Below are 17931 nucleotides of genomic sequence, written 5' to 3'. Positions count from 1 at the left end.
TCAGCCCCACCCAGTGCTCTATGGCTCATCCCTCTCGACCGCAGTGAAAGCCGCCGGAACCTCGCTCTTTTTCGCGACCGTTCCGCGTGCTCCTCGGCGGCGATTCGCAGGCACCCCCTCGCGCCCCTCTCCCTGTTCTCACAACTCTGCCGTCAGCCTCGGCTGGCCGCGAATTCACGTCTTCGAAGGTTGGCTTCATGGCAACGCGTAAACGTCGCCCATTCGCTTCCCAATCGTCTGATTCGCGTCAGGAGAGCCGTCAGCGGCTCCGTCGCTCGTTGGTGGAAACGCTCGAGCAACGACAACTCCTCGCCGCCGGTCCCCAGTTGATCGGAATCCAACCGAACGACGGCGCGCTGATCGAAGACGGCGTCACCCGCAATATCGCCCCGCGGGTCCTGACGTTCCGCTTCGATCAGGGACAGCAGATCCATCCGGGGACGCTCGACGCGATCCAGATCACCCGGGCCGGTAACGACGGCGTGTTCGACACCGGCGACGACGTGGCGGTCGAGCCGGGAACGATCTCGGTCGGTTCTCCGGCGGGTAACGAAGTCCTGGTGCGATTTGCCGACGCGCTGCCCGACGACCGGTACCGGATCGAAGTGTTTGGCTACGACGATGCGAACCAAGGCATCGTCGGGCTTCGCAACACGGCCGCCGATGGTTCGCCCGGGCTGTTGCTGCAGCCCCGCGACGCCGCATCCCGCAAGGAATCGATCGAGTTCGATCTGCGGCTCGGAGCGCTGGTCGAGGCGGTCGTGCCGCAGCCGGTCGTGCGGTTGTCCGATGGCTCACTCCAGCAGCGTCGCGATCAAATCGTCGTCTACTTCAACGAAGACGAACTGTTCGTCGAACACGACGCGTCGGGCAATCCGACCGCGCGGTCGGCGGACAACCCGCGGTTCTACCAACTGCTGCACACCCAGGAATCGGTCCGCACGACCGACGACTACTTCGTCCTGCCCGAATCGGTCGAGTACGACGCGACGACGCACACCGCGACGCTGACCTTCGCCGACGATATCGACAAGCTGGCACTCGACGCGTCGGGCACCACGCTCCAGGCCGGGGGCGGCACCTTCCGGTTGCGGATCGGGACGGCGATCGATGACCGCGCCGAGCTGATCATCCAGCCGAACCGCATCAATCCCAGCGGTGCCGAACCGGGCGACACGTTTGGCAGCGCCTACGATGTCGGTCTGCTCGGCGACGGCTCCACGCTGAGCAACCTCGTGATCAGCGGGCGGATCGAAGCCGGCTCGCAGCAGTACCTCGTCGAGCTGCCCGGTGGCAACAGCGACCCGGGTCACCGCGAGCTGGATGAGTCGGTCGGCAACAGCTTCGAGCAGCATGTCAACAGCCTGTTCGGCGCCGACGTGACGGCCGGCGTCACGACGATCTCCTATAACTTCCAGCAGTTCTATACGACCTCCTCGAATGGCGTTCCGCTGGTCAACGCGATCACCGGGCGGATGCAGCAACGGGTCCGCGAGGCGCTTTCGCTCTGGAGCAACTACCTCGGCGTTCAGTTCACCGAGACGACCGATCAGGGAGTGACGTTCGCCGTCGGCAATCCCAACGAGGTCACCGGGGACGGAACGGTTCGGCTTCCGAGTTTGGCAACCGCCGTCCGGGTCGATCCGACCTTCGCCGATTCGCTGATGGTGCTCAGCAGCCAGCAGCAGTGGGCCGACGCCTACGGTGAAAACTTCTTCCGCACCGTGATGACCGGCGTCGGCACGCTGCTGGGGCTGGAGTACACCGGCGATTTGCCGATCTCGACGTTGATGGCGCTTTCGACTTCGTTCATCAACGGCCCGATCAACCAGAACCTCAACGCGGACTTCACCCAACCGAACTCGCGACCGCTCGAACCGATTTTCCCGGGCGCCTACGACATCCTGCACGGCCAGCATCTGCACCGCGCAGACAGCGTCGACATCGACATGTATCGGTTCACGGTCGATCTGGGGGATGACACGACGGTCGGCGATCTGACGGCCGAGACGTTTGCCGAACGGCTCAGCGACAGCAGTCTGCTCGACACCGACCTGCGGTTGTTCCGCGAAGTCAAAGCGGCGATCGAAACCAATTTGAACGCCTCGGAGACGCTGACCGTTCGCTTCCAGGCGACCGCCGAAGGGCGTCTCGGCAACCGCACGCGAATCGACTTCATCCGCACCGACCGCAGCGGCAGCGACAACGCGGTCAAGGTCGTCGAAAGCGGCGTGAACGGGATCCGCATCGATTTGCCGCGCGGCCAGGCCGTCACGGCCCAGCAACTGGTCGACGCGGTCAATTCGCTCTCGACTCCGATCGTGACCGCCGAGATCGTGTTTGGCGACGGCGCGACGAACATCAACGTCGGCGATCTGAGCTACACGCCGCTCCTGCTCTCCGGTGGCGGCACCGAGGAACTCGCCCGCAACGATGACTACTTCAGCGAAGACTCGTTGCTGCGAGCCAGTCTCACCAGCGGCACCTACTACATCGGCGTCGCCGCCTCCGGCAACGCCCAGTACGACCCCACGATCAGTGGCACCGGATTCGGCGGGCGCACCGAAGGGGCTTACGAGCTGCAGCTGAAGTTCGAGCCGCAGGTCGACAAAGTCAACGTCCTTCGCGACCGCGACGCGCCCCGCGCCGGGCTGCCGGGAACTCCCATCGATGGCGACGGCGATGGCGTCCCGGGGGGCGAATTCAACTTCTGGTTCCAGGCCCGCCCCGAACATCGGCAGCTGCACTTCAACGCCAGCGGGAACGTGCTCAGCCACGGACAAGCGATCACGATCACCGGCGCCACCGGTGCGGTGCGGACTTACCAGTTCACGCAGGTCGGCAGCGGCGGAACCACGATTGCCGGAGCGACGCCCGTCTCCTACTTGGCCAGCGACACGCCGGCCGCCCTGGCGCTCAAACTCCGCACGGCTGTGAACGCCCAGTCCGCCTCGACCGGCGTCCAGCTCTCGAGCGACCCGAGCAATCCGGCAACGCTCTCGTTCACCGGCGAGCGGTCGATCGACGTCAGCAGCAATTTCCGCGGCGCCGAGATCTACGGGCGGACCATCTTCGTCGACAAGACCGCCGGTCCCAACGCCGATGGCTCCGCGGCCCGTCCGTTCAATAACATCAGCAATCCGAGCGTCCCCAACGCTTTCGATGCGGCCATGCCGGGGGACATCGTGCGGATCGTCGGCAACGGCGGCCAAGACCAGAAGCTGGAAACGCAGCTCGACAACTTCGCCTACAAAATCGGTTTTGCCGAGTCGTCCGGGATCCTCGAGGACGGTTCGACGATGGAAGTCCCCGGCGGCGTGACCGTGATGGTCGATGCCGGTGCGGTCTTCAAACTCCGCTCGTCGCGGATCGGCGTGGGCAGCTCGACGCTGCTGGTCGACCGCAGCGGGGGAGCCCTGCAGGTGCTCGGCACGCCGCGATTGGTCGACGCCGCCGGCGATCTGGTGATGCGGAACGGCGAGGCGATTTCCGGTGACGTGGTCTTCACCAGCTCGCGCGACAAGACCATCGCTCAGCCGACGCCCGAGAACAGCCAAGCCCCGGCTGCGGGCAACTGGGGTGGCTTGGTCTACCGCCGCGATCTGGACCAAGCCGAAGGACGCGCCGATCTGGAGGATCAGGGGATCTTCCTGCAGTACGTCAACCACGCCGACATTCGCTACGGCGGTGGCGGCAACATTCTGATCGACGCGGTCCAGCAGATCGTCAATCCGATCCAGATCGTCGACATGCGGCCGACGGTCACGTTCAACCGGATCACCAAGAGCGCCGACGCGGCGATGAGTGCCGCGCCGAACAGTTTTGAAGAAACCTCCTACGCCGCCCCTCGATTCCAGCAGGCCGGTGCGTTCACCGCCGACTACGACCGCGTCGGACCGGATATCCACCACAACCAGCTGGTCGACAACAGCCTCAACGCGCTCTTCATCCGCATCGAGACACGCCCCGGGGCGGCGCCGCGGCAGCTGACCGTTCCCGGACGCTTTGACGACATCGACATCGTCCACGCGCTCAGCGAGAACTTGGTCCTGGCCGGGACCCCCGGCGGGCCGATCGCCGACGGTGTGGCACCCACGGTCGATCTGATCACCACCGCCGTCTCCTCCGGCGGCGGAACGCTGGCGGCCGGGACTTACGATTATCGGATGACGTTCGTCGATGCGGACGGTTTCGAGAGCTTGCCGAGCGACGCTTCGGCTTCGGTCACGGTCGCCAACAACAACGGCGCGGTGATGATCGAGGGGCTCCCCCCGACTCCCGAGAACTACGTTTTCCGCCGGCTGTACCGCTTGGATCCGGCCACCAGCGAGTACCGGCTGGTCGCCGACCTGAACTCGACCGACACCGGTTTCTTCGATTCGGGAAGCACGACCGAGGGCAAACTCGACCTGACCCGCAACGGCGTCCGCGGACGCTCCGATGCGAGCCTGATCATCGATCCCGGTGCGGTCCTCAAGCTCGAAGGAGCCCGCATCGAATTGGGGATCGGCACGCAGTTGCTCGCCGAAGGTGTGGCCGGCCAGGAAGTCGTCTTCACCAGTAAGCTCGACGATCGCTACGGCACCGGCGGAACGTTCGACACCAACAACGACGTCGGCACGGTCACCGGCAACAATGCTCCGCAACCCGGGGACTGGGGCGGGATCTACGCTGCTCCGGGAGCCCACGTCAGCCTCGACCACAGCGTGATCGCATTCGGTGGGGGTCTGACGCGGATCGAAGGAACGGTCAAAGCCTTCAACCCGCTGGAGCTGCATCAGGCGACCGCGCGGGTCACCAACAGCTCGTTTGAATCGAACGCCAACGGCCAGGGCGGGCAGGGCCCCACCGGGCGGTTTGGCCGCTTGGCCAACACGCCGGCGACGGTCTTCGTCCGCGGGGCCGATCCGATCCTGGTCGGCAACACGTTCATCGACAACGGCGGCAGCGTCATCGACATCGACGCCAACTCACTCGACGGCGATTACATGACCGACAAGGGGCGGCAGAGCGGCAGCCTCGGTCGCCTGGTGGGCCTCGACGACAACCGCGGTCCGCTCGTCCGCCGCAACCTGCTGGAGAACAACGGCCTCAACGGCATGGAGATCCGCGGGGCGACGCTGACGACCGAGAGCATGTGGGACGATACCGACATCGTCCACGTGCTCTACGACACGATCACCGTGGGGAACTTCCACAGCTCCGGTGGGCTCCGCCTCCGCAGCCGTCCGGACGAATCGCTGGTGGTCAAGCTCGTCGGCGACAGCAGCCCCTACCACAGAGACTGGGGCACCGGGATCACCGCCACCGGAACCCAGGGCGACGTCAGCGACCGGATCGGCGGCACGGTGCAGATCATCGGCCAGCCCGGCTACCCGGTGATCATGACCAGCCTCTACGACGACACGGTCGGCGCCGGTCGCCGCCCCGACGGCTCGCAGCAAACCGACACCAACAACGACCGCTACCGCACGCGGCCGACGGCTGGCGATTGGCGAAGCGTGCTGCTCGACCAGTGGAGCAACGACCGCAACGTCGCGACGGTGCTCGAACTCGAGTCGCCCAACCAGGTCGCCCCCGGCCCCAACGGCACGGCGCTGACCGCGCAAGTCCTCGGCGACTTGGCCGGTTCGATCTACCAGAGCGATGAAAACTTGCGGCTCGGATTCGCTATCGAAGGGCACCTCAGCGAACCGACCGACGTCGATACCTATGCCTTCACTGGGATCGCCGGAACCGACGTCTGGATCGACATCGACCGGACCACCTTCTCGCTCGATACGGTGCTCGAGCTGCTCGACGCTTCGGGCAACGTGCTCGCAACGAGCGACAACAGCTTTGCCGAAGTCGCCTCGCCCAATGGCATCGGCGTGCAGTCCTCGCTGGTCGACGGACGCGTCGGTCCGCTGGCCAACGGCCCGGCCCAGTTCCACGACATCGGCAGCGGCGGTTTGTACCGCGACTTCGAGTCGACCAATCCGCGGGACGCCGGGATGCGTGTGGCTCTGCCGGGCGTCAGCGGCACCCGCAGCGTCTACCACTTCCGCATCCGCAGCGGCTCGGTGAATCCCACCGATGCGGCCGGTGGGGTGACCTCCGGCGGCTACCGCGCCCAGGTGCGGATCCAGGAAGAGCAAGAGTTCGCTGGCAGCTCGGTGCTGTACGCCGATATTCGCTACGCCAATCACGGCGTTCATCTGCGGGGTCTGCCCGGGACGTCGCCGCTGATCGGCGAATTCCAAGAGAACGAGGGACAGGACCAGACGGCCTCGAACAACGGCAGCATCACTTCGGATCCGAGCGCCCCGGGCCGGCGAGCGCAGTACGTCGGCAATCTGCTCGAGACCAGCCGCAACACGATCAGCATCGGCGGAGCGCTGGCCCACCAGTCGGACATCGACTTCTACGAGATGGTGGTCGATCACAACAACATCCGCAGCTCGACCGGGCTGCTGCATCAAAGCGCTGTGTTCGACGTCGATTACGCCGACGGCTTGAGCCGGCCCGACACGAACATCGCGGTGTACTACGATCCCGATGGTCCGACCCGTCCGGCGCAGCCCCAACTGGTGCTGTTCGGCCGCGACAGCAACATCGCCGAAGACCGCCCGAGCCCGCTGACGTCGCTCGCTTCGGAAATCCTCGCCCGGGGCAGCTACGAGTCGGGCGACCCGTTCCTCGGACCGGTCGCGCTCCCCGAGGGGTACTACTACGTCGGGATCAGCAACGGCTCGGCCGTTCCCAACCAGATTGCCAACAACCCGCAGGTCCGTCTCGAACCGATCAACTCGGTGACGCGGATCATCGACGACACGGTCGAGTCGCAGCCGAGCTACGTGGCGACCCCGCCGGTCGTCCCCCAGATGTTCTCTCGCGATTCGCTGCCGCCGGGCTGGAGCGTCACCAACGAGCGGGCAACCGACGCAGGGCACGGCGCGAGCCGCGTCTTTGACGGCAGCCGCGGCGGGGTCGACCTGGGCAACTTCACGCGGCAAGAATCGGAACCGAACAACAACCGCAACGCCTCCGACAGCCTGGACACATCTCCTCAGTGGACGATGTTCTACGACGGCAACATCGGCGACACCTTCAGCAACACGTCGCTGACGATTCCCCATACGACCGTCAACGGGTTGCTCACCGACGCGGCCGACGTCTACGAGCTGAACGTGCCGGTCGGTGGCGAACGGCTGATCGTCGACATCGACGGGACCTCGGGGCTGAACACCAAGCTGTTCCTGCTCGAGGCCGACGGGACGATCGTCGCCCAGAGCTCGATCTCCTCGACGTTCAGCGGTGCCGGCGGCAGCGCGACGATCAACGATCCGTTCCTCGATGTGGTCGTCGCCAATCCGGGTGACTACTACATCGCCGTCGTCCAGGAGTCGGCCGATTACGATGATGCCCAGTTCGCCGGCGGAACCCCCTTCACTTTCGACGACGATGCGGTCATCCAGGCCGGGCAGTACACGCTGCACGTCTCGCTCGAAGGCCACCCGGCCTTCGGCGGCGGTTCGCCGAGCAACCAAAGCCTCAAGTTCAACGGCTCCTCCGGCAGCGGATCGCTGCTCTCGAACGGGTTTAGCCTGGCGGGCTACTCGGCCGAGGATAAGCCCTACGCGTACTTCAACTATCTGATCGAAGATTCCGCCGACTCCGTTCGGGTCACGGCCGTCAGCGATCAGAACCCGAGCGGCACCGTCATCGCCAGCACCGGGAACAGCGGCGTCAATCTGATCCGCAACGGTCGTTTCTATCAGGCCCGGATCGCGCTCGATGCGTTTGCCGGCCATACCGGAATCCAGCTGCGATTCGATTACACTCCGGGTACCGGTGGCGGCGGCGATCTGTTCTTGGACGACTTCATCGTCGGGTTCGCCGAGCGTGGAGAGATCGTCACCAATGCCACGCCGGGTGACGATTCCTACACCATCGGCACGGCCGGGGCGATCAGCAGCGGCGAGTACCAGGTCGAAATTCGTGAGGGCACCGAGTACTTCCAAACGGGCACCAACGGCGTGCTGGACTTGGTCTCCAGCTTCGACACCAACGATCGCCACACCGAAGCGGTGACCCTGCTCGCTCCCAGCGGGCGCGAGCTGAGCGATGGCAACTTCTTCACGCTCAGCGACGGAGCGAAATCGGTCACGTTCGAGTTCGACCGGGCGGGCAGCGCGTCGGGCGTGACGCTCGGCCGGATCCGCATCCCGTTCGCCGCCACCGACACCGCAGCCCAAGTCGCGACCGCGATTCGCAACGCGATCAACCATCCCTCGGTGCAGGGCTCGCTGAAGATCGACGCGGCCGGAGCCGACGGCAATGACACCACCGCCCTGAGCGACAACCGCATCGATTTGGTCGGCGCGGTCACGGGCGACTTCGCCGAGATCAGCGTCTCGAATCTCCAGATCGACGCCACTCCGCTCTCCAACGCCGACGTCGCTGGCGAGTTGCTCGGCGGGGGACTGTCGCTGGTCGGCACTCCGGTGATCGATCCGGTCGGCCAGGTCGGTCGCTTCAGCGGTGGCCAATCGAACCTCGGACTGTCCGACGGAATCGTGGTCACCAACGGCCAACTCGATACGCTCGAAGGCCCCAACCGCAGCGGCCGGACCTCGGGCACCGCGAGCGGCATGGCCGACCCGCAGTTGGCGAGTGTCGACTCGAGTGCCACCGAGTTCGATTTCCAACTGGCCGGCACGACCGCCCAGCACCTGTATTTGGAAGCGGTCTTCGCCTCCGAAGAGTATCGCGGCGACACGCCTGCCGGCTTCGACGAGGTGGCGGTCTACTTGATCGCCAATCCCGACAGCCCGACTCCGACGGTGAGCCAGTTGGCGGTCCTCCCCGGAGGCACGGCGGTCAACAGCCAGACGATCAACTCCAGCACGCGGTCCCACCTGTACGTCGACAACGATCTATCGCGGGGCGGGGATCTGCTGCGTCAGATCGGGATGGACGGGTTCACCGTTCCGCTGACCTTCTCGACCGAGAACCTCGCCGGCGGCGGCTCGCCGCTGCTGCCCGGCGAGACGTATCGGCTGCGGATCGTCGTCGGCGATTCGACTGCCGACGAGTTCGACTCGGCCCTCTTCATCCGCTCCGGATCGGTGGCGACCGCGCCGCCGGCGGAGACCACGGGCGGCGGCGGGGAGAGCCTGCGGCTGTCGCTGCCGGCCATCATCCACCAGGGCTTCGGCGATTCGAACCTCGCCCGGGCCCAGTCGATGGTGATCATCGAAAACACGCGGATCAGCGACGCTCGGGTGTACGGCATTTGGAGCGAGTCGGGCGACCGGATGATCGATCCGGAAGACCAGCGCTCCCTGCCCGGCTCGAGCATCTTGGACAATCCGTGGGTCAACCCGATCCCGATGTTCTCGAACTCGCCGGGAGCGGTGCGCAATCTGCCAGCAGCCAACGACAGCGTCGAAGGCGGACTCGCCGCCGGTCCGGTGATCCGCAACAACGTGATCGACCAAGCCGGCTACGTCGGCATCCATATCGAAGGCGAAATGCAACCGTTCACGATCGACTCCAACTCGATCGTCGATGCGGCCATTATCGAGGATGACTACGACATCGACGGCAGCCCCGCCTTCGGCTCTCTGATCGCCGATGGTGTGACGTTTGCCATCGACGCCGCGGGAACCCGCGTGGTCTTCGAATTCGAGGACATCGGCGGCGACCCGACCAACGAGCTCGGCTCCGGTCAAGTCGGCGGCGACGGGTTCACCGATGGGCACGTGCCGGTCTACTACCGCAAGGGTGGCGGCGCGCTCTACAACCCGAACGGCCCGACGCCGTTCCGCAACTACGCCTCGAGTCGCCAGGAGGTGATGAACGCGATCTACGACGCGATCCTGGGCAGCATCCTGGTGACCAACGACTTGATCCCGCTGGTCGAGGTGCATCAGGGCCCGTCGTACTTCCGTCGCGATCTGGCTCGCGAGCAGTCGTACAGCCAGGAACAGGACTTCCCGACCTCGGCGATCTTTATCCAAGGGGCGACGCACATCGACTTCACCGGTGTGTTCGCCAAGGGGGGCTCGTCCGGACCGTTCTTCACCCGGCAAATTCCGGTGGCCGACGCTCCGCAGCCGTTCGCCCGGATCGTCAACAACACGATCTACGGCGCCGACGGCACTGCGTCGCTGTACCCGGGACAAGGGACCGACGAGTCGAATGACACGCTCGAGACGGCCGTCGACACCCGCCAAGGCCGCTCGCACGACGAGAACGGCTACGTCACGATCGCCAATATCGGCGACAGCGGAGCTTCCGACCCGACGACCGACGTCGACCTGTACCGCTTCGAGCTGACCGTGGGCGATCGCGTGCAGATCGACATCGATACGCTCCCGGACGGTCCCGACACGACGCTGCGGCTGTTCAACAGCCGAGGTGCGGTCCAGGCCTTCCTCCAGAACGGTCAGTGGGTCACGGCCAGCCACGCCGCCCTCTCGGACGACGACGTGCCGCCGGTCGCCGGTGGACCGTCGAACCAGGACCCCTACATCGACTTCACCGCGACCGAGACCGACACCTATTTCGTCTCGGTCAGCAGCGCGGGCAACGAGTCGTTCGATCCGCTGAGCTTGGCCCAGCGGACCAGCGGCGTAGGAGGAACCGGCGAATACGAGCTGGCGATGCGCGTGCTCGCTCCGCGGCAGTTCGTCTTCAGCCTCGACCCGACCGGCACCTCGCTGATCGGAACGACCTTCACGATCGAGCAGATCGCCGATCTGCCCGGCCAAACCGCCAACGAAGTCGTGTTCGAATTCACCGGCGGCGGTGCACCGACCACGCCCGGTGCCGTGCCGATCCCGATCCGCGATTACGGCCCGGGCGGCTCGTTCGTCGTTCCCGACATCATGCGGGCGATCGCCGGCGCGATTAACGGTCCCGGCACCAGCCCGCTGCCGTTGCCGAACCACGAGCTCAACAACGGTCCCTTCGGCGTCAACGGTCCGATCACCCGCGTCGAGGCGACCGCCCTCGGCGGGATCAGCGGCTATGACAACGGACTGCAAGTCTTCGACGGTCCGGGGCTCAACCGGTATCACATCTTTACCTTCGGGAACATCGAGGACCTGCAACGCGGCTTCGGTCACGACCGCACCGCGCAGGTCGGCTCGAGCGGCTTCGCAGGCACGACCACCGCTGGCGATGGGACCAGCGAGCTGTACGTGCTGATCAAAAATGCCGCGAACGTCACGATCAGCCCGCAAGCGGCGGCAGCAGGCCTCGGACGCGATCCGCGGCCGGGCATGAACACCGACCAGTTGCTGCCTGAGATCGGCGTGTTGGCCAGCCAGGGCGCGAGCCCCACGCTGCTGAACAACATCATCATCAACACCCAAGCGGCGGTGGTGAACGAAGAGACCCGCATAGACGGGTTTGGGGATCCAAACTCCCGCGGCATTGTTGATCTCCATCCGAAGAAGGGTGAAGTGATCGTCGTCGGCTCGGTGTTCCAGTACACCGAAACCGAGAACATGCTGTTCCGCCAGCGGATCATCTTCGAACGAGGACGCGACGCGGGGATCACGACCGACGCCGCGGTTGGGCCGAGCAACGTCAACGGCGGCAGCGACGACTTCAACTTCGATGTCGGCAACGGCACGACGCTGCTGGTCAACCCGGCGGGCAACCAGTTCTATCCGGCGGCGGGCTCGATCGTGATCGACTCGTCGGTCGACTCGCTCGCCGAGCGGAATGACTTCGCTTCGCTCAAGCAGTCGATCGGGCTGGCGGTTTCGCCGCTGCTCTCGCCGAACCGCGATTTGACCGGCCAGCTGCGTGCGGACGATCCGCAGGTTTCGACGCCGAGCGGTCTTGGTTCGAACATCTTCAAGGACCGGGGTGCTTTTGACCGGGCTGACTTTGTCGGTCCGATCGCGATCCTCGACGCCCCGCTCGACAACGATTCGAGCAACCTCGACCTCGACCCGGCCGTCAGCTTCGTGCAGCTGGCCGGGGGCATCTACAACGAGTTCCGGATTCTGCTTCGCGACGCGGGCGATGCCTCCGATCCGTTCCTCGGGACGGGCATCGACGACAGCAGCGTGCTGGTCCCGCAGACCGCCGCGAACGATCGCGTGGGCGGCGTGCTGACGCTGTTCGAAGACGGCAAGTTGTTGATCGAAGGGGTCGATTACACCTTCAGCTACGACGAGACCAAGAACCTGATCACGCTCCGGCCGCTCGCCGGCATCTGGCGATCGGAGTCGGTGTACGAGATCGCGCTGAACAACCGCGATCGCTTCATCGCCACTGCGCCCGAGAGCCAACAGGTCTCCGACGGCGAGCAGTTCACGGTCGTCGACAGCGATGGCGGTCGGGTGACGTTCGAGTTCGAAGCCGGTTATCAAATCGAAGTGCCCGAAGTCATCTCGCTGGCCGCGCCGGCGGCGCTGACCGGAGCCGGCGGGATCGCCGACGGGGACCGCGTGGTGATCCACGACGGGTTCCGCCAGCGGACGTTCGAATACACGACCGAAGCGGGCAATATCGTCCCGGGCAACCTGCCGGTGCTGTTCTCCCTCGGCGATTCGGCCGAGCAACTGCTCGACTCGCTCGAAGCGGCGATCCAGGCCAAGATCGACGACGGGACCTTCTCCACGACGATCGAAAACGTCGGTTCGGTTTCCACGGTGAGCCTGCTCCGCGACCCGGTCTCGGGGGACCTGCGGATCGGGATGGAAGCGGGTGGCCTGGTCGACGCCTCGGGCAGCGGTCTGCTCCAGTCGGCTCGAACCCTGGCCCTGCGAGTGCCCACCCTCGGGGCGGCTCCCGGCGGCATCGCCGATGGCGATACGTTCGTGATCGACGACGGCTGGCAAACCGTGACCTTCGAGTTCGATACCAATGGAAGCGTCGCCAGCGGCCGCCAACCGGTCAGCATCTCGGGGCGCACCGATCCGGCCGAAGTGGTCCAGGCTCTGGCGACCGCGCTCGACGCGACCGAGCTTCGCGTTCGGGCGTCCAAGGTGTCCGACGAACTGCTGTACCTGGGACTGCCCGAATCGGGCACGGCCACGGTCACCCGGGGCCAACTGGCTGCGGTCAGCTACGCCCGCACGCTCGACGACGCGGGAACGATCACGCTCACAGCCGCCGACGGCACGCCGTGGACGTTCGAGCTGAACCGGGCCGACGAAGCCGGTGGCGATGATGGCGTCGCGACGGGCAACACACCGATCGCGTTCAGCCGGACCGACAGCGCTGACGAAATCGCCGCTCGAATCGCCGCGGCGATCCGCACCGCGACTCCGCTCGGGCTGAACCCGACGGCTCCGGGAAGCGGACTGATTTCACTCGGTGCCGACGCTACCGGCGAGTTGACGCTCGCCGGCGCCGACGAGCTCTCGATCATCAGCACTCCCGGCGTCACTCCGAGTTCGACGATTGGCGTCCGCGGACCTCTGTACCTGCGGACTCCGGTCAATGGTGGCAGCGGTATCGGGGACAACACCACCTTCACGGTTGCCGACAGCACGGGCGCTACCGAGCTGTTCATGTTCAACCTCGAGAACACTCCGGCACCGGCCAACGGGGCCACCCGGATCACCTACAACTTCTTTGATTCCCCCAGCGTGCTGGCGTCGAAGATCGCCACGGCGATCAACGGCTCGACGCTGGGAGTCGTCGCCGCCCCGCTGCCGACCGGCGAAGTTTCGCTCGGCGATATCCCCGTCACAGCGGTCGATCTGACCGGTACGTCGCTGACCACCCGTCGCGGAATCGTCGGCGACGGAGAAACGGTTCGCATCACCCACGGCGGGCAAACGTTCGTCTTCGAGTTCGAGGAAGCCAACGCTGGCGGCGGTGTGCAAGCCGGAGCCACGCCGGTGCTGTTCCCGGCCAACGGGACGACCGATCAGATCGCCGAGGCGCTGGCCGACGCGATTCGCGTCCGGGCCGGCAGCTTCGGGCTCAATGCCACGCACGTCGGCGAAGGCCAAGTGCGGTTGACCGATTCGCCGCAAACGCAGATCGATCTGACCGCCGCTTCGACGCTGAGCCTCTCGGGCGCTCCCGGCGGGGCGGTTCCGGTCCACTTCGTCCCGACCCCCTCGTTCACCGCCGAGGACATGAAGCTGGCGTTGATCGAGGCGATCAACAGCGTCAATTCTCGAGGTGGCGGTTTCGTCAGCTCGCTGACCGCTGGCGATCGCGGTGGCGATACCCTGTTCCTGGAGAACGCGGTCTCGGTCAACGCGGCGATGGAGAACTTCTTCCTCCCGGCAATCCGCGACCTCGAAGGCAATCCGCTCAAGGCGAACCGCGAAGACGGCTCGACGCAGTTCACGTTGCTGCTCCCGACCGTCGGACTCGACTTCGGCGATGCTCCCGATCCGGTCACCACGATCCCCGGACGCTACCCGACGCGATTCGATCACGATGGAGCCCGGCACGTGGTCACGCCGAACGGACCGCGGCTCGGCTCGCTGGTCGATGCCGATCCCAACGGCCGCCCCGGCCCGGTGGCCGACGGCGACGACGTGGCGATCGAAGTCGTGGGAAGCTACGACAGCCTGTTCACGGTCAGCCGCGAAACGCTCCCCGGCAGCGACGCGCTCGACCTGGTGATCCGCGTCGGCGCGAGCTTCCCGACCGACGGCGGCACGATCACGATCAGCACCGGACTCGATCAAGCGACCCTCGAGCTCGACAGCGATGGCATCTTCGACGAGGACAACTACGCGATCGAAATCGCTCCCGGCGATTCGCCCGCACAGATCGCCGAAGCGGTTCGCCAGGCGATCCTCGCCAGCCCCCTGCGACCAGCCGACGTCGTCGTCGACGGCGCTACGGTCCGCATCGTCAGCGATGACGAGGACGGTGTTCGCTTCGATTCGGCAATCAATCCGTTCGGCGTGTTCAACCCCAACATCACGACCGAAGTGACGGTCACGGTGACGGGCGTCGGGTTCGTCGACGGCTGGGTCGACTTCAATGGCGACGGCGACTGGAGCGATCCCGGCGAGCAAATCTTCAAAGACGTGTTCTTCGATGGCTCGGAGCCCACGCAGACGTTTGCCGTGACGGTGCCGGCGAGCACGCCAGTCCCCAATGGCCCGCTCGATACCTTCGCCCGCTTCCGCGTCAGCAGCACCGGCGGACTCTCTCCGTCGGGGCTTGCGATCGACGGCGAAGTCGAGGATTACGCGGTGCGGGTCGTCCCGGGTCGTCCGCCGGTACCCAACAACCCGAACCTCGAGTACCACGTCAACGAAGACCTGACCTTGGTGGGGCTCGATGCCGACGGCACGACCACGCCTTCGATGGTCGACGACGGGTTGCTGGCTGGAATCACCGATCCCGATGGGGACGTGATCGAGGTCTACGCCACCCCGAGCGATCCGGCGAGCGACGAGTACATCCTCGGCGTCGGAACGTTCCCGGTGACGACCAACGGCGAGCGAGATGGAACCATCGGCGGGTACATCACGATCAATCCCGATGGACGGTTCACCTTCAATCCGTTGCCCGACTTCTTCGGCGACCTCGTCTTCAAGTTCCGCGTCACCGACGCCAAACCGGCGGGCGAGCAAGACCAAGAATTGGTCAACGCCGATCCGGTGACGGTGACGATCAGCGTCGACGCGGTCAACGATGCTCCGACCGTCGTCGGACCGCTCACCCTCCAGATCAACGACTTGGCCGAAGACCAGCCGATCGTGCTGACCGCGGCCGACTTGATTGAGGGACGCTTCTCGCCAGGCCCGGCCAATGAGAGCGACCAGGAGCTGCGGATCCTCTCGGCGGGCTACGGCGGAACGGCCAACGTGACCCGCCGCGGCGGCTCGCTCGAGATCACTTCCTCGGGCCAGCTGATCTACACGCCGCCGGCCAACTACACCGGTCCGGAGCCCGACGAATTCGTCTACCGCGTCGTCGACGTCCCCGGCGGAGCGCTGACTCCGCGAGAAGCGGCCCAGCCGGGAACGGTGGTCATCTCGTTCGTTCCGGCGAACGATCCGCCTTCGGCCGGTGCGGACACCTACAGCGGCGTCGAAGACAACCCGGTGACGATCCCGCTGCGAGGCGGCAACGGCATCTTGACCAACGATGCACCGGGTCCGCAGGACGAAGTCGCCGAAGGGCAGACGATCTCGCTGGTCCCCGGCCAGTTCCCCCGGACGACACTCCGCGGCGGCACGGTCACCCTCTCGGGCGATGGCAACTCGCTGATCTACACGCCGCGAGCCAATTTTGCCGGCACCGATTCGTTCGAGTACCAGATTGTCGACAGCGACGGGAGCAATCCTCGCACCGCGGTCGGCACGGTCTCGATCAACGTCTCGGCGGTCAACGACGCCGCGATCTACGCCGGACCGAACGCGCTGAGCTACATCGAGAGCAAGGACACGGCGAAGACCTACACGATCGACCTGAACACCTGGTTCACCGATCCAGAAGGCGATGCCCTCAGCTTCAGCGTCATCTCGGGCAACGGCTCGCTCGTCCAGAGCAGCGTCTCCGGCGGAACGCTGACACTCACCCTGCCGCCGTTCCAAAACGGAAACACGAACCTGACGATCACCGCCACCAACCCCGGCGGATCCCTGCCGACGCAGGTGACGATCCCGGTGACGGTCACCAATACGCCCGACGCACCGCGAGTGATCGGCACGCTCGATCCGCTCATGGTGAACGAGGACGCGGTGATCTCGGAAGATCTCTCGACGATCTTCTCGGATCCCGATGGCGGACCGCTCGGTTACTCGGTGGTCACTCCGGCTGGCCAGGTCGATCCGTTCGACCGCAGCCTGGTCGAAGAGATCACGTTCGTGAACGGGCGGATGAACATCGTCCTGGTCCCGAACGCCTCGGGGAGCACCGAGATCACGATCCGGGCGACCGACGGCCAGTACCAGGTGTTTGAAACGTTCACCTTGTCGGTGGCCCCGCAGGCCGACGTGCCGACCGGTGGTGCCGATCACTACACCGTTCCGGTTCGGGGACGGCTCGCGATCATCGATCCGCGGAACGGTCTGCTAGCGAACGACAGCGAAGCCGACGGGGACGCGTTCACCGTCGACGTCGCCTCGGTCTCGGATCCGCTGCACGGGACGGTCGACGTCAATGCCGACGGCACCTTTAGCTACACGAACCTGCGGAACGAAAGTGCCGGGGAAACCGACACGTTCAGCTACCGCTTGATCGACAAAGACGGGCGAAGCGTTCCGGTCCAGGTGACCATCACGATGACCCGGTCGACGCACCAAAACCCGGTCGACCGTCTCGACACCAATGCCGACGGTTCGGTCTCGCCGATCGACGCGCTGCGAGTGATCAACCTGCTGAATCGCCAGAACGGCTCGCCGGCGGTTCGCGATCTGCCCGCACCGCCCGACTACTACGACGTCAACGGCGACGGCTTGGTGACTCCGCTCGATGCGTTGGTGGTGATCAACCACCTCAACCGCAACCCGGCCGCTAGCGAAGGTGAAAGCCTGCAAGCGGAAGGGGGCCTGCAAGCGGAAGGAGAAAGCTCGGTCGATCTCCGCACCGGGACTTCGACCGCTTGGGTCGCTGCCGGGACTTGGAACCTGCCGCAGAGCGGGTTCGTCGCCAGCACCGCGGACGAGGATCGGCGGCCGAGCGACGAACTGGCCGGCGAGCTGCAATCCAGCGGCGCGAACGCCTCGCCGTCCGGGGATCTGTTCGCCGAGCTAAGCGTCATCGACGGCCGCCTGGCCGGTGCGGTCGACGCGTTGCTCGCCAGCGACGGCTCGAGCTCTGGACACGATCCGGAATCGACCGACGCGGCTCTCTCGGATCTCTGGTCCGAGCTCGACAGCGACCTGCTTTCGAACTGATTCGATGGACCTTACAGCTCGACCGACCGCCATGGGGGGAAAATACCACCCGTGGCGGTCAGCTGGAGCTACTATAAGTACTTTTATCTACATCCTGATC

Annotated in this window: 1 protein-coding gene; it reads left to right on the top strand. The window is 65.6% G+C overall.

Going from position 1 to position 17931, the window contains the following annotated elements; genetic code table 11:
- Window positions 1-197: 197 nt before the first annotated feature.
- Window positions 198-17831, top strand: coding sequence for a tandem-95 repeat protein (locus GNK13_RS06165; protein ID WP_164101631.1), 17634 nt, complete (start codon window positions 198-200; stop codon window positions 17829-17831).
- Window positions 17832-17931 lie beyond the last annotated feature (100 nt).

This window comes from Candidatus Laterigemmans baculatus, from assembly GCF_010367455.1.
Classification (GTDB): Bacteria; Planctomycetota; Planctomycetia; order Pirellulales; family Pirellulaceae; genus Laterigemmans; species Laterigemmans baculatus.
Note: the sequence above shows the minus strand (reverse complement) of the source record. Positions and strands in the feature narration are given on the sequence as shown.